The sequence below is a fragment of the Flagellimonas eckloniae genome, from assembly GCF_001413955.1.
In the GTDB taxonomy this organism is placed as follows: Bacteria; Bacteroidota; Bacteroidia; order Flavobacteriales; family Flavobacteriaceae; genus Flagellimonas; species Flagellimonas eckloniae.
In genome coordinates this window covers 901038-920628 of the sequence record NZ_LCTZ01000002.1, presented here as the reverse complement: position 1 = coordinate 920628, position 19591 = coordinate 901038, and the positions used below count along the sequence as shown (strand labels likewise).

At 37.1% G+C, this 19591-nt stretch carries 23 protein-coding genes; 16 read left to right on the top strand and 7 right to left on the bottom strand.

Annotated elements, in window-relative coordinates:
• The first annotated feature begins 1 nt into the window (after position 1).
• Genes hisD through hisIE form a run of 9 tightly spaced genes read left to right on the top strand, consistent with a single transcriptional unit; the run spans position 2 to position 7124 of the window.
• Complete coding sequence (hisD, locus tag AAY42_RS04070; RefSeq protein ID WP_055392715.1) at positions 2–1285, top strand: histidinol dehydrogenase; 1284 nt, start codon at positions 2–4, stop codon at positions 1283–1285.
• Positions 1282–2331, top strand: a complete 1050-nt coding sequence (hisC, locus tag AAY42_RS04065; protein WP_055392714.1) for a histidinol-phosphate transaminase — start codon at positions 1282–1284, stop codon at positions 2329–2331. Before hisD ends, hisC begins: the two co-directional genes overlap by 4 nt.
• Positions 2331–3467, top strand: a complete 1137-nt coding sequence (hisB, locus tag AAY42_RS04060; RefSeq protein WP_055392713.1) for a bifunctional histidinol-phosphatase/imidazoleglycerol-phosphate dehydratase HisB — start codon at positions 2331–2333, stop codon at positions 3465–3467. The genes hisC and hisB overlap by 1 nt, the downstream gene beginning before the upstream one ends.
• Positions 3468–4049: an imidazole glycerol phosphate synthase subunit HisH gene (gene hisH, locus AAY42_RS04055; RefSeq protein ID WP_055392712.1), complete on the top strand. Its 582-nt coding sequence runs from the start codon at positions 3468–3470 to the stop codon at positions 4047–4049. It begins immediately after the preceding gene.
• Positions 4049–4471 carry a GNAT family N-acetyltransferase gene (locus tag AAY42_RS04050; protein WP_055392711.1) on the top strand — a complete coding sequence of 141 codons (423 nt, stop codon included), beginning with the start codon at positions 4049–4051 and terminating at the stop codon, positions 4469–4471. Before hisH ends, AAY42_RS04050 begins: the two co-directional genes overlap by 1 nt.
• A 4-nt stretch (positions 4472–4475) precedes the next feature.
• Positions 4476–5261, top strand: coding sequence for a 1-(5-phosphoribosyl)-5-[(5-phosphoribosylamino)methylideneamino]imidazole-4-carboxamide isomerase (gene hisA / locus AAY42_RS04045; protein WP_055392710.1), 786 nt, complete (start codon positions 4476–4478; stop codon positions 5259–5261).
• Entirely contained in the window at positions 5248–5766 is a 519-nt protein-coding gene (locus AAY42_RS04040) for a DinB family protein (RefSeq protein ID WP_055392709.1), read from the top strand. The genes hisA and AAY42_RS04040 overlap by 14 nt, the downstream gene beginning before the upstream one ends.
• Complete coding sequence (gene hisF, locus AAY42_RS04035) at positions 5767–6522, top strand: imidazole glycerol phosphate synthase subunit HisF (protein ID WP_055392708.1); 756 nt, start codon at positions 5767–5769, stop codon at positions 6520–6522. It begins immediately after the preceding gene.
• A 2-nt stretch (positions 6523–6524) separates the two neighbouring features.
• Positions 6525–7124 carry a bifunctional phosphoribosyl-AMP cyclohydrolase/phosphoribosyl-ATP diphosphatase HisIE gene (hisIE, locus tag AAY42_RS04030; protein WP_055392707.1) on the top strand — a complete coding sequence of 200 codons (600 nt, stop codon included), beginning with the start codon at positions 6525–6527 and terminating at the stop codon, positions 7122–7124.
• 14 nt (positions 7125–7138) lie between these two features.
• Here hisIE and AAY42_RS04025 read toward each other — a convergent pair whose 3' ends face one another.
• Positions 7139–7819 carry a hypothetical protein gene (locus AAY42_RS04025; RefSeq protein ID WP_055392706.1) on the bottom strand — a complete coding sequence of 227 codons (681 nt, stop codon included), beginning with the start codon at positions 7817–7819 and terminating at the stop codon, positions 7139–7141.
• Positions 7820–7940: 121 nt separating this feature from the next.
• Entirely contained in the window at positions 7941–8750 is an 810-nt protein-coding gene (locus AAY42_RS04020) for a DUF1853 family protein (protein WP_175288723.1), read from the bottom strand.
• Positions 8751–8827: 77 nt separating this feature from the next.
• Between AAY42_RS04020 and AAY42_RS04015 the strand changes: the two genes are divergently transcribed.
• Together AAY42_RS04015 and AAY42_RS04010 are read left to right on the top strand one after the other, a co-directional pair.
• Complete coding sequence (locus AAY42_RS04015) at positions 8828–9979, top strand: vWA domain-containing protein (RefSeq protein ID WP_055392704.1); 1152 nt, start codon at positions 8828–8830, stop codon at positions 9977–9979.
• 12 nt (positions 9980–9991) lie between these two features.
• Entirely contained in the window at positions 9992–11461 is a 1470-nt protein-coding gene (locus AAY42_RS04010; RefSeq protein ID WP_055392703.1) for a hypothetical protein, read from the top strand.
• 6 nt (positions 11462–11467) lie between these two features.
• Here the strand turns inward: AAY42_RS04010 and AAY42_RS04005 are convergent, their stop codons facing one another.
• On the bottom strand, positions 11468–11950 hold the full coding sequence (locus AAY42_RS04005; protein WP_055392702.1) for a hypothetical protein: 483 nt from the start codon (positions 11948–11950) through the stop codon (positions 11468–11470).
• A gap of 199 nt (positions 11951–12149) precedes the next feature.
• Between AAY42_RS04005 and AAY42_RS04000 the strand changes: the two genes are divergently transcribed.
• A complete protein-coding gene (locus tag AAY42_RS04000) occupies positions 12150–13025 on the top strand; it encodes an alpha/beta hydrolase (protein WP_055392701.1) in 876 nt (291 codons plus the stop codon).
• Positions 13012–13809, top strand: coding sequence for an alpha/beta hydrolase (locus AAY42_RS03995; RefSeq protein WP_055392700.1), 798 nt, complete (start codon positions 13012–13014; stop codon positions 13807–13809). Before AAY42_RS04000 ends, AAY42_RS03995 begins: the two co-directional genes overlap by 14 nt.
• Before the next feature lies 1 nt (position 13810).
• On the opposite strand, the gene cysM is transcribed toward AAY42_RS03995, so the two are convergent.
• Positions 13811–14695, bottom strand: coding sequence for a cysteine synthase CysM (gene cysM / locus AAY42_RS03990; RefSeq protein ID WP_055392699.1), 885 nt, complete (start codon positions 14693–14695; stop codon positions 13811–13813).
• Positions 14688–15479, bottom strand: a complete 792-nt coding sequence (epsC, locus tag AAY42_RS03985; RefSeq protein ID WP_055392698.1) for a serine O-acetyltransferase EpsC — start codon at positions 15477–15479, stop codon at positions 14688–14690. The genes cysM and epsC overlap by 8 nt, the downstream gene beginning before the upstream one ends.
• A gap of 96 nt (positions 15480–15575) precedes the next feature.
• Here epsC and AAY42_RS03980 point away from each other — a divergent pair, with 96 nt between their 5' ends.
• On the top strand, positions 15576–16256 hold the full coding sequence (locus AAY42_RS03980; RefSeq protein ID WP_055397718.1) for a DUF2461 domain-containing protein: 681 nt from the start codon (positions 15576–15578) through the stop codon (positions 16254–16256).
• Here AAY42_RS03980 and AAY42_RS03975 read toward each other — a convergent pair.
• Positions 16248–16655, bottom strand: coding sequence for a hypothetical protein (locus tag AAY42_RS03975; protein ID WP_055392697.1), 408 nt, complete (start codon positions 16653–16655; stop codon positions 16248–16250). The two genes, AAY42_RS03980 and AAY42_RS03975, sit on opposite strands and share 9 nt — an antisense overlap.
• A 125-nt stretch (positions 16656–16780) precedes the next feature.
• Here AAY42_RS03975 and AAY42_RS03970 point away from each other — a divergent pair, with 125 nt between their 5' ends.
• Both AAY42_RS03970 and AAY42_RS03965 read left to right on the top strand, forming a co-directional pair.
• The gene (locus tag AAY42_RS03970) at positions 16781–17680 is read left to right on the top strand and encodes a DUF72 domain-containing protein (protein ID WP_055392696.1); all 900 of its coding nucleotides are present in this window, start codon (positions 16781–16783) and stop codon (positions 17678–17680) included.
• A gap of 197 nt (positions 17681–17877) precedes the next feature.
• Positions 17878–18285, top strand: a complete 408-nt coding sequence (locus tag AAY42_RS03965) for an acyl-CoA thioesterase (protein WP_055392695.1) — start codon at positions 17878–17880, stop codon at positions 18283–18285.
• On the opposite strand, the gene AAY42_RS03960 is transcribed toward AAY42_RS03965, so the two are convergent.
• A complete protein-coding gene (locus tag AAY42_RS03960; RefSeq protein ID WP_055397717.1) occupies positions 18282–19565 on the bottom strand; it encodes a dipeptidase in 1284 nt (427 codons plus the stop codon). The two genes, AAY42_RS03965 and AAY42_RS03960, sit on opposite strands and share 4 nt — an antisense overlap.
• Between the last annotated feature and the right edge of the window lie 26 nt (positions 19566–19591).

Below are 19591 nucleotides of genomic sequence, written 5' to 3'. Positions count from 1 at the left end.
TATGCAGAAAATTAAATATCCAAATAAAGAAAATTGGGAGTCGTTATTAAAACGACCTACCCAAACCGTTTCTGATATTGAAGAAACTGTTACTCGGATTTTTACGGAGATAAAAACTCGGGGGGATTCTGCGGTTAGGGATTACACCGAAAAATTTGATAAGGTCAACTTGGATTCTTTTTTAGTCACCAAAGAAGAAATTGAAAGAGCTTCCGATCAAGTTGCAGAAGAATTGAAGCAAGCTATTGCTTTAGCGAAAGGGAACATTGAAAAATTTCACGCTGCGCAAAAAACGGACAGGGTTAACTTGGAAACTATGCCAGGGGTTTCCTGTTGGCAAGAAAAAAGAGCCATTCAAAAAATTGGACTGTACATTCCAGGAGGTACAGCACCCTTGTTTTCAACAATTTTAATGTTGGCCGTTCCAGCTAAGATCGCAGGTTGCAAAGAAATCGTGCTTTGTACGCCTCCAGATGAGTTTGGAAAAATCAATCCAACAATTTTATACACTGCCAATCTTTGTGGTGTGACCCAAATCTTCAAAGTTGGGGGCATTCAGGCCATAGCGGGAATGACTTTTGGAACGGAGACCATCCCAAATGTTTACAAGATATTCGGACCGGGCAATCAATATGTAACTGTGGCAAAACAATTGGCTACCAAATATGGAATTGCCATTGATATACCCGCTGGACCTAGTGAGTTGTTGGTAGTTGCTGATGATTCAGCCGAGCCGCCATTTGTAGCTTCGGATTTATTGAGCCAGGCAGAACACGGAACGGACAGTCAAGTTATATTGGTTTCAACTTCAGAAAAACTATTGAATAGTGTGGCTTTAGAGGTTGAGAATCAAATAAAAGCACTTCCACGAAGGGCCATTGCTGAAAAAGCAATTGAAAATAGCAAACTCATTTTGGTTAAAACCGACCTGGAAGCAGTTGACTTGATTAATGAATATGGTCCAGAACACTATATTGTATGTGTTGAAAATGAAGATTTTTACATTGAAAATACAATTAATGCAGGTTCGGTTTTTATTGGAAATTATACTCCAGAAAGTGCCGGGGACTATGCTTCGGGAACCAATCATACATTGCCGACAAATGGCTATGCAAAACAGTATAGCGGTGTAAATCTTGATAGTTTCATGAAGAGCATAACATTTCAGAAAATCAGTAAGGAAGGTATATTGGGTATTGGGAATGCAATTGAGCTAATGGCAGAAGCTGAAGGGCTGGATGCACACAAAAATGCCGTTACTATTCGATTAAAAAATTTAAAATGACATCTGCTTTCAACATAGATAAATTGGTAAGGGAGACTGTAAAAGGTTTACAACCGTACTCATCGGCAAGGGATGAGTACGTTTCAGATGGGTCTAAAATGATTTTTTTGGATGCCAATGAAAATCCTTTTGAAAATGGTTTGAATCGCTATCCCGACCCACAACAACGCAGTCTAAAAACACTTTTATCAGAACAGAAACAGATTCCTGAACAAAACATTTTGTTGGGAAATGGCAGTGATGAAGTCTTGGATTTGATTTTTAGAGCCTTTTGCGAGCCAAATCAGGATAATATTATCACCCTACCGCCAACCTATGGTATGTATAAGGTATTGGCCGGAATCAATGCGATTGAGAACAGGGAAGTTTTGTTGACCTCAAATTTTGAACCAGATGTACCACAGATTTTGGAAAAGATTGACAAAAATTCCAAAATTGTTTTTATCTGTTCACCTAACAATCCGACAGGGAATGCCTTTCAAAGGAAAAATATAGAGGAACTACTGGAAAACTTTAGCGGTCTAGTTGTGATTGATGAAGCTTACATAGATTTCTCTGAAAACCAGAGTTGGATTTCTGTCTTGGACAACTATCCAAACCTGATTGTTACCCAAACCTTGTCCAAAGCCTACGGAATGGCAGGTATCCGGTTGGGAATATGCTATGCATCCGCAGAAATAATTACCATTCTCAACAAAATTAAGCCTCCATATAATGTTAATCAACTAACGCAATACCAAGCACTAAAAAGAGTATTGGATGATACATTGGTCCAGGAAGAGGTCGCACAAATTTTGAACGAACGTAAAATATTGGTCAACGCGCTAAATGAGGTGGTTTTTATTGAAAAAATCTATTCTTCAGACGCAAACTTTGTATTGGTGAAAGTAGATGATGCCAGTAAACGATACCAACAACTGCTTGATGCCAATGTAGTTGTTCGAAACAGGAGTAATCAGCCTTTATGTGAAAACACATTACGATTTACGGTTGGTACACCAGAAGAAAATAAAAAACTGATTGCTATTTTAAAAGAACTGAACTAATGGGGAAAAAAGTACTTTTTATAGATAGGGATGGAACTATCATCAAAGAAACTGTTGATGAACAGATAGATGCGTTTGATAAAATGATTTTTTATCCCAAGGCATTTACCTACTTGGGGAAGATTGCAAAGGAACTCGATTATGAACTGGTCATGATTACCAATCAAGACGGTTTGGGTACAGCTGTTTTTCCCGAGGAAACCTTTTGGCCTGTACATAATTTCATTTTAAAATCCTTCGAAAATGAGGGTGTTGTATTTGATAAAATTTTCATTGATCGAACTTTTCCAAAAGACAATGCAGATACGCGAAAGCCAGGTATCGGTTTGTTGACTGAATATTTCACGGAGGAATATGATTTAAAAAATTCATTTGTCCTTGGAGATCGGTTAACCGACATGGAGCTTGCAAAAAACTTGGGAGCAAAGGGTGTTTTCATCAATGATGAAACGAATCTGGGAACTGACGAGATTACAGTGAAACGGGGTGAACTGGATGATTTCATTGCGTTGGAGAACAATGATTGGGAAAAGATTTATGAGTTTTTGAAATTGGAATCTAGGGTCTCCGAAATCTCACGGAAAACCAATGAAACTGACATCAAAATCAAACTTAATCTTGATGGTACGGGAAAAAGCAACATAGACACGGGTCTTTCATTCTTCGACCATATGCTGGATCAGCTCGCCAGGCATGGACAAATGGATTTGGAAATAAAGGTTGATGGAGATTTAGAAGTAGATGAGCACCATACCATTGAGGATACGGCCATTGCTTTGGGAGAGTTGTTTTCCACAGTTTTGGGAAATAAATTAGGCATAGAACGCTACGGTTTCTGTTTACCCATGGATGATTGCTTGGCACAAGTTGCCATCGATTTTGGTGGCCGTAATTGGTTGGTCTGGGATGCAGATTTTAAACGTGAGAAAGTTGGGGACATGCCCACTGAAATGTTTATGCACTTTTTCAAATCATTTTCGGATGGAGCCAAGGCCAATCTCAATATAAAAGCAGAGGGGACAAACGAACATCATAAAATTGAAGCGATTTTCAAGGCATTTGCAAAGTCAATTAAAATGGCAGTAAAACGAGATGTTGAAAAGATGGTTTTGCCATCTACAAAGGGGGTTTTATAAATGAAAATAGTTATTATCAACTATGGTGCTGGAAATATTCAAAGTATCAAGTTTGCAATACAGCGCTTGGGATACGAAGCAATTTTAAGTGATACTGTGGAAGAAATCCAAAATGCAGACAAAGTGATATTTCCAGGAGTAGGGGAAGCCAGTTCTGCAATGTCAAAATTAAGATTGAGTGGCTTGGACAAAATTGTACCGCAATTAAAACAACCCGTTTTAGGGATTTGCTTGGGAATGCAATTGATGTGTAATTCCTCTGAGGAAGGCAATACGAAAGGACTTGGGATATTTGATTTAGATGTGGTGAAGTTTCCGAAATCTGTAAAGGTTCCACAAATTGGATGGAATGAAATAAGTAGTTTGAAATCGGATTTGTTTACTGCCATTCCAGAGAAATCACATATTTATTTGGTGCATAGTTATTATGCGCCTCTTGGTGATGAAACTATTGCAGAATCGGAATACGCTTTGTCTTATAGTGCCGCACTGCAAAAAGATAATTTCTATGGAACCCAATTCCATCCAGAAAAAAGCAGTGCTATTGGTGAACGTATTTTACAGAACTTTTTAGAGTTGTAATGAAGGATGCGTTTTATATATCAACGGAAAAGAGCAAACTAAATATACAAAGGGTACATCAGGAAGTTAAAGAATCGTACTGGGGAGATTATAGGACTCTAGAAATGACAAAATCTGCAGTAGAAAATTCAATATGTTTTGGGGTCTATTCTAAGACCAATGAACAAGTAGGTTTTGCTCGGGTGCTAACGGACAAAGTGGTTCTTGCCTACATAATGGATGTGCTTATTTTTGATGCATATAGAGGCAAAGGGCTTGGGAAAATGTTGATAGAATATATTTTGAATCATCCAATTATTAAAAATGTCCAAACCATTGCATTAAAAACTAAAGACGCCCATGGCATGTATGAACCGTATGGTTTTAATAGGATAGGAGATTCCGCTATGTGGATGGCAAAAGATATAGCAAAATACAACTAGAGGTATGCGAATAATTCCAGCAATAGATATTATTGAAGGTAAGTGTGTGCGATTATCCAAGGGAGATTACAGTACAAAGAAAGTGTACAATGAAAACCCTACAGAAGTTGCAAAGGAATTTGAGGGCCATGGAATCCAATTTCTGCATTTGGTTGATTTAGACGGTGCAAAATCCAAGCACATCGTCAATCATAAAATATTGGAGGGGATTGCAACAAAAACCAATCTTAAGATTGATTTTGGCGGCGGGTTAAAAACCAATGAAGACCTTCATGTTGCCTTTGAAAGTGGAGCTAGTCAAATAACAGGGGGAAGTATTGCCGTAAAGGATAAGGATACTTTTTTGGGGTGGTTGAAAACCTATGGAACCGATAAAATAATTCTTGGAGCGGATGCTAAAGATGAAAAAGTCGCTGTTTCCGGCTGGCAGGAAGAGTCCAATCAGGATTTGCTGCCTTTTATAAAATCCTATCAAAATAAAGGAATCAAATATGTGGTTTGTACGGATATCAGTAAAGATGGCATGCTGGAAGGCCCCGCATTTGAGCTCTACAAACGAATATTGGCGAAAACAAAAAAGCTAGAAACTCTTGTTACCGGAAGTGGAGTGGAGGACAAAGAGGTGATCGGGATTAATTTGATTGCTAGTGGTGGAATATCTAGTTTTGATGAACTTCCTAAATTGGCCGAGTTAGGTTGTGAGGGAACCATAATTGGTAAAGCCATTTATGAGAATAGAATCAGTTTAAAACAATTGGAACAATATATTCTAGGAAATGACCAAGGATAGCACATTTAGGAATGAATTTATTCAGAATGCCTGCTTTCGCATGGACGAAAGTTTGCGCATGGTTACTATCTGTCTGAATAAACTTGAAGAAAGCGTAATATGGAAGAAACCTAATACATCCACCAATAGCATAGGAAACTTGATTTTGCATCTCTGTGGTAATATCACACAGTATGGTATTGCATCGTTACAAGGTTTGGAAGACAATAGAAATCGAGATAAAGAATTTGAAACCTTGTCTGGGTATTCCAAAGATGAACTGTTACAAAAGCTTTCAGAAACCGTTGAAACTGCAAAGCAGAGTTTTTCCAATGCTCTAGAGGATGAGTTTACCAAGAAACGATCGGTTCAGGGTTTTGAATTTTCAGGAATAGGCAACATTGTACATGTGGTGGAACATTTTTCCTATCACACAGGACAAATAGCCTTGTGGACGAAACTATTGAACAATGCTGATTTAGGATTTTATGACGGAATAGATCTCACTGTGAAAAATGAAAATTGAATGCTTACAAAAAGAATAATCCCTTGTTTAGACATCAAAAATGGAAGAACCGTTAAAGGAATCAACTTTGTGGATTTGAGGGATGCCGGTGACCCAGTTGAACTGGCCGAGATATATGCGAGGGAAGGAGCTGATGAACTGGTTTTTTTGGACATTTCAGCTACTGAGGAAAGAAGAAAGACTTTGGCGGACTTAGTGTATCATGTAGCAGAGAAAGTAAACATTCCATTCACGGTTGGTGGTGGAATCTCATCTGTTGAAGATGTGGATATTTTGTTGCACAACGGAGCGGACAAAGTCTCTATTAACTCTTCAGCTGTAAAACGACCAGAGTTGATTGACGAACTTGTCGCTAAATTTGGTTCACAATGCATTGTTGTTGCCATTGACGCAAAACAGATAGATGGAAGCTGGAAAGTACATCTAGTGGGGGGCAAAGTTCCAACGGAAATAGATCTTTTTGAATGGGCCAAGGAAGTTGAGGAACGAGGAGCGGGAGAAATTCTTTTCACTTCTATGGATCATGATGGCACAAAGGGTGGATTTGCGAACGAAGCATTGGCAAAATTGTCCTCCCTTATTAACATTCCCGTTATAGCTTCGGGTGGTGCAGGAGCAATTTCACATTTTACAGATACTTTTACTTATGGAAAAGCCGATGCTGCTTTGGCTGCCAGTATTTTTCATTTTAAGGAAATCGAAATAACAGATTTAAAAGAAGAATTAAAAAAAGAGGGAATCCCTATTAGACTATAGCAATGAAAATAGACTTTACTAAAAATACTGACGGATTGGTGCCGGCAATAATTCAAGATGCCACGACTAAAAACGTTTTAATGTTGGGGTACATGAATCAGGAAGCCTTGGACGCAACGCAAAAGACCAAGAAAGTCACCTTTTTTAGCCGAAGTAAAAATCGGCTTTGGACAAAAGGTGAAGAAAGTGGGAACTTCCTGCACTTGGTCACTATTAAAAATGATTGTGACAATGATGCCTTGCTTATTACAGTAAACCCTGAAGGCCCAACCTGTCATACGGGAACAGATACATGTTGGTCAGAAGAAAATGTTCAAGATTATGGGTTTCTTTCTACGTTAGAGGATATTATTACATCTCGAAAAGAAGATGTGGAAAATCCTGATAGTTATGTAGCGTCCCTTTTTAAGAAAGGAATAAATAAAATAGCACAAAAGGTAGGGGAAGAGGCTGTTGAAACGGTAATAGAAGCCAAAGACAACAATGATGACCTTTTCTTGAACGAGAGCGCGGATTTACTATTTCATTATCTAATTTTATTACAAGCCAAAGGATATAAATTGACCGATATTGAAAAGGTTCTGATTGAGAGACACAACTAAAAATTTCAACTATACTATTCTTTTTCAGAAATATTCTTTTTGTAGCGATTTTTTCCCATATTAAAGATACCCACCTTTACTCCAACGCCTGTGGAAAAGCCATTTAGTCTTTTAATTGGGCTAGTGGCCAAATCTATTTTATTTGTGAAACGGTATTTAATACCTGCTTCTAATTGTATATATCTTGATAAGTTGAAAAGTGCATTTACTCCTGGTTCCATAACGAAAATAGTATTAACGTTCTCGAACTCTTTATCTATAAAGTCATCATCAAAATCATCTTCTCCTGAGGTTGTATAGCCAATCCCACCCACTCCAAGAAATAAAGGAAAAGATAAGTTAACCCTCTTTTTACTAAAAAAAATAGGTTCAAAATGCCCTCCTATATAAGCTCCTATAAGCCTGTTATCAATATCCTCAACTGTAATGAACTCTTGGTCCGATATCAAAAAGGTTGTCGCAATACCAACTTCAAACCGTTGATTGGCAACATAGGCCATTTTTAAACCAAGTCCATAGGTGGGTATATTTTTCAGTTCTCCGTAGTGTGCGTTAAGTCCTAAATAAACCCCGTGAACTACATTCTTACGATCATTAAATTCTATGTAATCTTTAGGTTCTTCCTGAGCTTTTAATAGTGAATTGTAGCATAGCAATGCAAGAAATAAAACAAATACAGTAAAGTTCTTTAGCATATATATTCAATTATAATCTAAAGACAAGCTATATTTTGAAAGGTTGCATCTAGATGAAAATATTTTATTTTTTATTTTTTTCATTGACCTTTTCCTAATGTTTCACCTATTTATTATATTTCTATGACCACCAAACCACAAATAGTTTTTCGATTTCACCATCTGGCTTTTTAAGCCAAAGCATTGGTGAGTTTTCCTTTATGATACATAAGTTTATTTCAAGTAGGGTTTCGTAATGAGTATTGTATTTTCGATTTACAGTTGGAGCAATCACCCATTCTCTTTTAAAAGGAATGTAATACCCAAACGTTTTGAATGCTTCTGAATTAAAATCCTCAAACCTAATCCACTTGCCTTGTATACAGTTCTTGTTTAAGGGACGTATTGAAACATTAGTGTCTCCATAAGGGATAAAAAGTTGTGTTTTAAAGCAAGCTTGCTGTTTAACTGTATCAGATTGTATTTTCAAATCTTGTAGTTTGCTTCTTAGCGCTTCAGCATAAAATAATGGGAATTGTTTTCCTTTTAGCTTATCCAATTTGGTGAAAAACATATCTCTCTTATTCGGTCCCATTAAGCGATGGATGGGTTCCGATATTTCAGGGTTAATAATATAGAACTTATAAGCCAATTCTATATGGTAAACCTCTTTGATTTCAGTATTTTCGAGAATAAAATCGATTTCACCAATCCTATTTTTTCCCTTATCGACTAACACATTTCTCGAAATAATTTCCCAATGTTTAGAATATGAAATCAATTGTTCAAACACATGTTCCATTTGATGACCGAGCCGTAAACTTTCATTGATGGAATTCGGTTTAAAATCTCCCAACTGGAGCTGTGGGAATTCAAACTGTTGGATACCAAATTGGGTATTTGTCCAAAGGGGAGGAGTGGAATAAAAGCCAAGACATAATTCTTTGTCCATAACTGCAAACATAAACAGAAGCGTTAAGTTTTCATTAAAGCCATCAAGGTAAAAGCAGAATGTGTTAATTTTATATAATGGCTATGAATACAAGAAAGGGATTTCGATTTACTACGTACGAAGCTCCTAATCAGACTCCGTTCGAAAAACTTTTTGAGATTTTCCAGGAACTTATTACTCATACCTCAGGCGATGTGGAGGAGGCCTTGGATTGGTTGCGGGAATTGGATAAGGAATATGAACTTACCGATGATGATTACACAATTGAAGATTTTATAGAAGATTTAAAGGCCAAAGGTTTTATCCGTGAAGAATTTGACACAGATGGCGAGCAAGGAGATGGGGAAGAAGGTGATGGAAGCGGAAGTTTGTCAATAACTGCTAAACTGGAACGTGCTTTACGTCAAAAAGCGTTAGAGCAAATCTTTGGAAAGTTAAAAAGAAGCGGTTCTGGCAATCATAAAACAGGTAAATCGGGGAGGGGAGATGAGCATACCGGAGAATTTAGGGAGTATCGTTTTGGAGATTCGTTGGAACATATTTCAATGACTGAGAGTCTCAAAAATGCCCAGATTAACCACGGACTTGATAGTTTTTCGCTAAGTGAGGAAGATTTGGTCGTTGAAGATACCCAGTACAAGGCTCAAATGAGTACTGTATTGATGATTGATATCAGCCATAGTATGATTTTATATGGGGAAGACCGTATTACCCCAGCCAAGAAAGTGGCCATGGCCCTTGCCGAATTGATTACAACTCGATACCCAAAAGACACGTTGGATATTTTGGTCTTTGGCAATGATGCTTGGCCTATTCCGATAAAGGATTTACCCTATTTAAAAGTTGGGCCCTACCATACAAATACTGTTGCAGGTCTTCAGTTGGCAATGGATATGTTAAGAAGGAAACGGAATACCAATAAGCAGATTTTTATGATTACCGATGGAAAACCTTCTTGCTTGAGGCTTCCCAATGGTGACTATTACAAAAACAGTGTTGGACTGGATGAATATATTGTGGAGAAATGTTATGCCATGGCGCAACAAGCCAGAAAGCTGCACATTCCCATAACTACCTTTATGATTGCCCAAGACCCGTATCTCATGCAATTTGTGCGGGAATTTACCCAAGCCAATAAAGGGAAAGCATTTTATACTGGGCTGAAAGGGCTTGGGGAGATGATTTTTGAAGATTACGAACAAAACAGAAGAAAAAGAATTAAAGGATAGCACTTATACACGATGAAGCTAGATTACAATAAAATAAAAACCCTTGGGCAATTAAAAGCTTCCGGGTACGAGAGTAAAGGCATTAAAGATGAATTGCGAGGGAATCTATTGGAGAAAATCGCTAACGGAGAAGAAACTTTCCATGGTGTCTGGGGTTATGAAAACTCAGTAATACCAGAGTTGGAAAGAGCTATTTTATCTAGACATAACATCAATCTACTGGGTCTTCGAGGGCAAGCCAAAACTAGGCTGGCGAGATTAATGGTTCAGTTATTGGATGAATGGATTCCTGTAGTGGAAGGTTCAGAGGTACATGATGATCCTTTTCAACCTATTTCTAGATTCGCAACACAACTTATTAAGGAAAAAAGTGATGACACTCCCATTAATTGGATTCATCGCGATGAACGATTTTATGAGAAGTTGGCCACACCCGATGTTACCGTTGCTGATTTAATAGGGGACATAGATCCAATAAAAGCGGCAAACCTAAAACTTTCGTATGCTGATGATAGGGTCATCCATTTTGGAATGATACCAAGAGCAAACCGCTGTATTTTTGTTATTAATGAACTACCAGACCTTCAAGCAAGAATTCAAGTAGCACTATTTAATATACTGCAAGAAGGAGATATACAAATCAGAGGTTTCAAATTAAGACTAGCTTTGGATCTACAATTTGTATTCACAGCAAATCCTGAAGATTACACCAATAGAGGTAGTATTGTAACTCCGCTTAAGGATCGAATAGGCTCCCAAATACTTACACATTATCCTGAGAACATAGAAATTGCAAAAAAAATAACCAAACAAGAAGCCCAATTGGAAAGTAGGCAATCGGATAACATTCATGTACCTGAAATTGCAATGGATGTTTTGGAACAGATCAGTTTTGAGGCGCGTAAAAGTGAATATGTAGATGCAAAAAGTGGTGTAAGTGCACGAATGAGCATCACTGCATTCGAGAACCTTCTGAGTACTGCAGAACGAAGAGTGATAAAATCAGGTGAAAAGAATACTACCGTCCGTTTAAGTGATTTTATGGGAATAATCCCATCCATAACCGGTAAGATTGAATTGGTTTATGAAGGAGAGCAAGAAGGAGCAGGGTCTGTGGTTGAAATATTGGTGGAGGATTCCATAAAATCATTGTTCCCAAATTATTTCCCGGAGATTTCCAAATTAGAACGTAAAGACTCCGAAACCGTCTATGATGACTTGATCCATTGGTTTTTTGATGGAGAAGGGTTTGAATTACTCGATGAAGATTCTGATAAAGACTATATGGCCAAGTTAGATTCCGTGGTTCCTTTAAATGAGCTAATGCGGGAGCATCAACCAGATGTTTCCAAAGAAGAGTCCTATTTCATGAAGGAATTGTTGCTCTGGGGACTGGTGGCCCACAAAAAACTGAGTAAACAACGGTACACACAGGGTTATCAGTTTAAAGATCTTTATGGAAGTTACATCCGTGGATTATAGTTAATACTATTGCCACATATTTAAATTGTTATTATAGTTTTCAAAATCATATTTACCCACATAATATTTCCTTTGCAAAAATAATAGTAATGTAAATACAGATAGTACGCAATACAAAACTAATGTAATTGTTCCTATAGTTTTAAACATATCCGGTATTACATGTCCCTGATATTCAGAGAGGGAATTTAAAACCATGGCGCTTTCATAAATTTTAAAAAAATAAACAATCAATACGGTATAGAGCACATATTCCAAATTTCGCATTATTGGATCAGGTAATTCATTTTCAGTTATTTTGAAGCGAAGTACATATAAATAGAGGAAATGTACCATTGCTAATGCTGGGAAAATATAATTGGCTGGTTTTAAAAAGTAAAATTTGTTAGCATAAACCCCATAAAAATTTAATAAAATCAATACCAATAGTAGCATTGAAGTAACAACACTGCTTATTTTCCAAGTAAAAATCTTAAATAGTGACTCCATAGTGGTTTGGGATATTCAAATTTTAATGTAAAGAAAAAGATTACAAATAATTTGGTTTAAATAAATCGATGAGCCGTTGATTATTTTTGGTGATTTGAAAAAAAGGCCCTTTTGTTGCTCTTTAAAGTCAATCAATTGATTCATAAATCAATAAAGAGACCTAAAAAGATTTTTTGTATTTTGGAACAAACACTTAAGAATGCAGAATTGGCTTTATATTTTACTCATTGTACTTGTAGCGTATATTGTAATAAGTGTTTTGCTTTACTTCTTACAGGATTACTTTCTCTTTAAACCAGAAAAGCTCTCGAAGGACTTTCAATTTTATTATGATAATCAGGAAATTGAGGAATATAATATTGAAACTAGGGACGGGGCTACCATAAATGGACTCCGATTTAAAGCTGAAAACCCAAAAGGAATCGTTTTTTACCTGAAAGGAAATTCCAAAAGTATAAAAGGATGGGGAAAATTTGCTGTGGACTTCACTAGGCATGGCTATGATGTTATCATGGTAGATTACCGTGGTTTTGGAAAGAGCACGGGCCGAAGAACCCAAAAAGCAGTGAAACGGGATATGCAGGTGGTCTACAATAGACTTAAGGAAAAAGTTTCTGAAAAATATATTGTTCTTTACGGTCGTTCCATGGGTTCGGGATTTGCCGCTAAACTGGCGTCAATGAACAATCCCAGAATGTTGATTTTGGATGCTCCATACTATAGCTTAAATAAAGTAGCCAAAAAATACATTCCTTTTATGCCCTTGTCATTATTGATAAAATTTCCAATGCCAACGCATAAATGGTTAAAGTATGTAAATTGTCCAATCCATATCATTCACGGAACCGATGACAAATTGATACCCTATAAAACAAGTGTGAAATTGTCTAAAATTAAACCAGAACTCACAAAATTATATACTGTAATAGGAGGGGGGCATAAAAACTTGAACACATTTGAGTCGTATCACAAAATGCTGACGGAAATTATCACCACTCGTCCCCAAAAAGTAAATTTAGAAGGGTCCAGTATCAATGTAAAACATTCATCAAAGCGCACCAATGCAAAAGCTTAAGCGATTTGGACTCTATCTAATACTATTATTATTTCTATTGATTGTTATGCTTTATTCGCTTCAAGAAAAACTTATTTTCCTGCCTACCCAGTTGCCCAACAACTATGAATACTCCTTTGCCCATGATTTTGAAGAGATTTTCCTGAATACTTCGGATGGAGCCAAACTCAATGCCATCCACTTTAAAACCGAAAGGCCAAAGGGTTTGATTTTATATTTTCATGGAAATGCAGGAGATTTATCAAGATGGGGACAGATTACATCATCATTTGTTGAATTGGGATACGACGTGCTAGTTATGGATTATCGTGGTTATGGAAAAAGTACCGGAAAGCTCAGTGAAGAAGCTCTCTACACAGACGCGCATTTGTTTTATTCACACGCATTGAAAACCTATACAGAAGAAAATATCATAATTTATGGCCGTTCATTGGGAGCAAGCATAGCCACTCATTTGGCATCTAACACAAATCCAGCAAAACTCATTCTAGAGACTCCGTTTTATAGTTTATTGGATGTGGCCCAAGATCGTTTTCCTTTTTTTCCTATAAAACATGTTTTAAAATATGAAATGAGTTCCTATAAATACATTAAAACTGTAAATGCACCAATCAGAATTTTTCATGGCACTGTTGATAACGTTGTGGCCTATGAATCTGGCCTGAAACTCTTTGAGGCTATTCCAAATTCAGATAAAAAAATGTACACTATTGAAAATGGAAACCATAATGATTTAAATGATTTTGAAGTGTACCGCAAAGGAATAGAATTGGAGTTAGACTAAATCAGTCAAACAAATCTGAAGATAGGTACCGGTCTCCTCTGTCACATAATATGGAAACGATGGTGCCACCTTGTAAAGAACTGGCCAAGCGTAACGCTACTGTTGCAGCTCCTCCACTGCTCATACCAGAAAAGATTCCTTCTTCTTTGGCCAATCTCTTCGCCATTTGCCGTGCTTCCTCCTGACTTACTTCCATAACCGTATCCACTTTACTTGGGTCAAAGATTTTTGGTAAGTATTCTTCAGGCCATTTTCGAATTCCTGGAATTCTAGAGTCGTCCGTTGGTTGCACTCCAACAATTTGAATAGCCGGGTTCTGCTCTTTCAGAAATGTGGAGGTCCCCATGATGGTTCCGGTTGTGCCCATACTGGAAACGAAATGGGTAACACCACCCTCAGTATCCTTCCAGATTTCAGGTCCTGTAGTTTTGTAATGCGCCATCCAATTATCGTTATTTGCAAACTGATTCAAGGTTTGATAGCCTTCATCCCTAACCTTTGACTCTGCATAATCCCGGGCGCCCTCAATACCAACATCCGAAGATGTCAACGTAACTTTTGCACCATAGGCCCGCATCGTTTGTACACGTTCCTTTGTAGAATTCTCAGGCATTACCAACTCCATGTCCAATCCATAGATTCCGGCAATCATGGCAAGTGCTATCCCTGTGTTACCACTTGTAGCTTCAATTAGTTTGGATTTTTTGGTAATCTCACCTCGCTCCAAACCACTTTTAATCATATTAAGTGCCGGCCGATCCTTAACACTACCACCTGGGTTATGTCCTTCCAATTTGAAGAGGAGCTTCACATTGGGATTGGTGTTCAGCACTTTGGATTCCACCAGAGGCGTGTTTCCAATTAGATTAAGAATGGTCTTAGGCATTTGAAACTGTTTTTATTTTTATCTCGGGCGTATGGAAAACAGTTGAGTTTGCAGGTACCGAAGCGGTGAGCCAAGCATTTCCACCAATAATCGAATTTTCACCTATTACCGTTTCTCCACCCAAAATGGTAGCGTTGGCATAGATGGTCACATTGGACATTATGGTAGGATGTCTCTTTGTTTTCTGAAGGTTCTTGGCAACATACAACGCTCCTAAGGTAACACCTTGATAAAGTTTTACATTATCATGAATTATGGCGGTCTCGCCAATGACTACTCCCGTAGCGTGATCTATAAAAAATGATTTCCCTATTTGTGCGCCCGGGTTAATATCAACACCAGTTTGTCTATGGGCATACTCCGTCATCAAGCGAGGTACCAACGGAAAGCCTTGAATATAAAGTTCATGGGCCAATCTATAGATTGCAATCGCATAAAACCCTGGATACGCCATATAGATTTCCTGGATGGACAAAGAAGCTGGATCGCAATTGAGAATGGCATCAGCATCCAAATTCAGCTTTTCCAAAACGCTTGGCAAACAGGCCACATAATTGTTCCAGACTTTTGAACAGGGTTTTTCCAAATCCCAACAAGCTAAATCAACAAGGAGTTTAAATTTTTCTTCTAGAACTTCCAAGTTCTCTGCAACAGGAGTATTCACATCGAACAACGTATAAAAAAGTGTATTGGTGAAATTTTCTGTTTCTTGTTTTAGCCTATAGTCTAAATAGGGTTGTTTTTTGTGCCTATTCAGTTCTTCAATAACTTTTTGCTTATCCATCCAATAAAAAATAAAGTTTAAAAATAGCTAAATGATTACCACTCAGTAATGGAAATCGCTAACTTTAGCTTAAAAATAACACAACATTTCAGTCCTGTGAATAATTCAACAATTACAAAAGACGCATTCAATTTCCTTAAGGAACTGGCAAAAAACAATAACAAAGAATGGTTTTTAGAAAACAAAACCACCTTTAAAAAGCATGAATCCGATGTTAAATCCTTTTATGAAAATATTCAAGAACGTTTAAATACTCATGACGAAATTGAAAAAATGAAGATATTCCGGATTTATAGGGATGTACGTTTCTCAAAGGACAAAACGCCCTATAAAACCCATTTTGCCGGTTCATTCTCTAGATTGGGATCACGTCTACGTGGGGGATATTATCTTAGGATAAAACCAGGGGAGACTTTTGTTGCAACAGGATTTTGGGAACCAAATAAAGAAGATCTGTTCCGGATACGTAAGGAGTTGGAAATGGATGCATCGGAATTCCGTGGTATTATCAATAAAAAATTGTTTAAAGATATTTGGGGAGAATTGCAGGGTGACGGTGTAAAAACGGCGCCAAAAGGTTTTGATAAGGAGCATCAGAATATTGATTTGATCAAGAAAAAACAGTTCATCTTCGTCAGAAACTTTACTGACAAAGAAGTGCTATCAAATTCCTTTAGTGAAGAGGTGGACAAATCTTTTAAGGCCATTAGACCCTATTTTGACTTGATGAGCGATATTTTAACGACCAATCTTAACGGAGAGTCCATTTTAGACTAGCAGTTCATTTTCCAATAACTGCACTTGATCTTTCAAGCGCTCAATAACCATGTTCATCATTCTTTTGTTCAAAGCAGAAGAGTTCATGGTATAGGTTTGATATTCTTCAAGGGTAAATTGACCTATGACCATGCCTTTTAAGGAGTTTCTGAATTTAATATCCTTTTGGATTGCACGTTCAATATACTCCAATCTTTTTTCTAAGGACAGCTCATAAAAGGCACCTTTATGCTTGTGGGTATAGTTTTTAAAAGCTTCGAGCAATAGGAAATTTTGAAGTTTGATTACTGGACGTAAAGTCTGGTTTTGAAAACGTTCATCTGTACCCATGTTTTCATGTAATTGAGCTTTACTAATCTCCGGACGAATGCCCAAAAGATTCTCGGATCTTGAATCCATGTTGTAGTTTTTATAAAATTACACAATCGGAAACTGTGCAAATTTTAAGGAACCAATAGTTTTTAACGATGTTATGAACAGGCATGATTTATTCATAACTTCGTCTTTATACTAAAACTCAATCCATGAAGTTTGGAAAGGTAGAACAACCAGAGCTTATTGATTTCACAATCTCTGAGGATCATCCAGACACTCAGGTTCTCCTGTCAAAACAAAATAAAACCGGTAGTCCCAACATATTTATTGGATGCGCCAAATGGAACCGACAGGATTTAAAGAATTTTTACCCCAGGGGCACCAAAGATGAGTTGGTCTATTATTCATCCCAATTTAATAGTATTGAGCTTAATGCTACCTTTTATAGAATATTTCCTGCGGAACAGTACCAAAAATGGTATGATAAAACTCCTGAAGGATTTAAGTTCTTTCCAAAAATGACCAATGAGGTAAGTCATTTACGCAGGCTCAATGATAAGGTTTACGAAGTGGCCGATCGCTATCTGGAAGTTACTTCACTCTTAAAAGATAAGTTGGGCACTATTTTTTTGCAAATGCACAATAACTTTAATCCCAAAAATTGGGATAGAGTAGTACAGTTTGTGGAATATTGGCCAAAAGAATTTCCATTGGCCATGGAATTTAGGCATACAGATTGGTTTAATGACCCAAAAGTTGCGCAAGAGTTGTATCATTTACTGGAAGAAAATAACATCACCAATGTCTTGGTAGATACTGCTGGTAGACGGGATATTATGCATATGCGATTGACAACCAATGAAGCATTTATACGTTATGTAGGCGCAAACCATGAATCTGATTATAACAGGCTTGACGATTGGATTGATAGGCTATCCAGTTGGAAAGCTTCTGGACTGAAAAATATACATTTCTTTGTTCATCAGAATTTGGAATTGGAGTCTCCTTTGTTGTCGGCCTATTTTATAGAGAAACTCAATCAAAAATTTGGAACTGATTTAACCATTCCCCAAACAACTTTAAGTCCTCAAAAGGGCTTGTTTGAGTAACATTATGGGGCTTTAAAATTTTATGATTAGTTGAGGGATTTCATCAAATTAAAAGCTGAAAATTATAAAATTTTTACTCTCCTGACACAAAATATTTCAATTTCATAATTAAAGAAAAAACGAAAGAATATTAAGAAAAGCTCTATTGTTTTAGGCTAACTTTGCTTTGAATTTAACTGTAAATACGTTTTTTTAAAATGAGATTTCATACTAGAAAATGGGTAAAACCAGAGGACCTGAATGCCAATGAAACTTTATTTGGAGGCACATTACTTGCTTGGATAGATGAGGAAGCAGCGCTTTATAGCATTATACAATTGGAGAGCAAAAAGGTTGTTACCAAGTATATGTCGGAAATCAACTTTATGAGCACGGCAAAAAAAGGTGATATCGTGGAAATTGGGATAGAAGTAATCAAATTTGGGCATACTTCAATATCATTGAACTGTGAGGTACGGAACAAAATGACTCATGAGAGTATTGTGACCGTTGATAATATCATCATGGTAAATTTAGATGATAATGGAAATCCCAAGGCACACGGTAAGGTCAAAGTGGAATATGTGAAAGATAGATTGGCTAAACGGGAAAAGGAAGAGTCCTAATCCATGGTGGCTGCTATAGCCTGCACCTTATCCAATACGCGAAGTAAATTTCCGCCCCAAAGTTTGGTGATTTCTTCCTCGGTATACCCTCTTTTGACCAGTTCTAGGGTAACATTAAAGGTTTCAGAAGCATCAGACCAACCTTCAATACCGCCGCCGCCATCAAAGTCTGAGCTAATCCCTACATGTTCTATTCCAATGAGTTTGACCAAATAATCAATATGATCAACAAAATCCGATACATTGACAGCTGGCGGAGCTTCTTCTAGCGTAGCTGCCAGCTCATTGCCCATTTTTTTAACCTTCGGATAGTTTTCCATAAACTCAGCCTTTTGTTCGTCCGTCAAGGAAGAAAATTGAGAACGGTCATACCAATTTATTCCCAAGGAATCAGCAATCTTTTGATGAACAGACTTCATATAAGTAGCTCTTGTTTCATGTTTTTCCGTGTTTAAATAGGAACTGAATGCAACGGTTTGGACAACTCCTCCATTTTCTTTTAACAATAAAAGTTGCTCATCGTCCAAATTCCTACTATGGTCACATAATGCTCTTGCTGATGAATGAGACGCGATTATTGGTGCTTTGGAATGAGCTATCATCTGCTTCATGGATTCTTTTGAAGGATGCGAAACATCTATCATTATTCCCAATCTATTCATCTCTTTTACAGCTTTTTTCCCTAAATCACTTAAACCATTGTGTAGCCATACACTATCTTTTTCCCCAGTATTGGAATCGCAAAACTGACTATGTCCATTATGGGATAGTGAAATATAGCGAGCCCCACGGTTATAATATTCTTCAAATTTTGATAAATCTTCACCAATTGGATATGCATTTTCCACACCGATCATTGCCACTTTTTTACCAGAGGCACTAATACGCCTAACATCATCAGAGGTAAGTGCCACTTCTATTTTATCAGGGGCATAGGTATCACATAACCTATGGATAGCTTCAAATTTGGAAATAGCATTCTCAGATGCTTTGGCATATCCTTCTGCAGTCAGTGAGTCTTGGCCAGTGTATACGATCAACCAAACTGCATCAAGGCCACCCTGAATCATTTTGGGCAAATTCACTTGGGTATTCAAGTTTTGAGTGTAATTAATGGAATCAGTAAAGTTTAAAACATTGATATCATCATGGGTATCAATAGTAATTACTTTTTCATGTATCTGTTTTGCTTTTTCTTCCAAAGTTTCAGTTTTTTTAGAGTTCTTTTCGGCACAGGAAATTAAGATCACAATGCTATATAATGCGTAGAAATATCTCATAACATATTGTTTATACATACAAATAA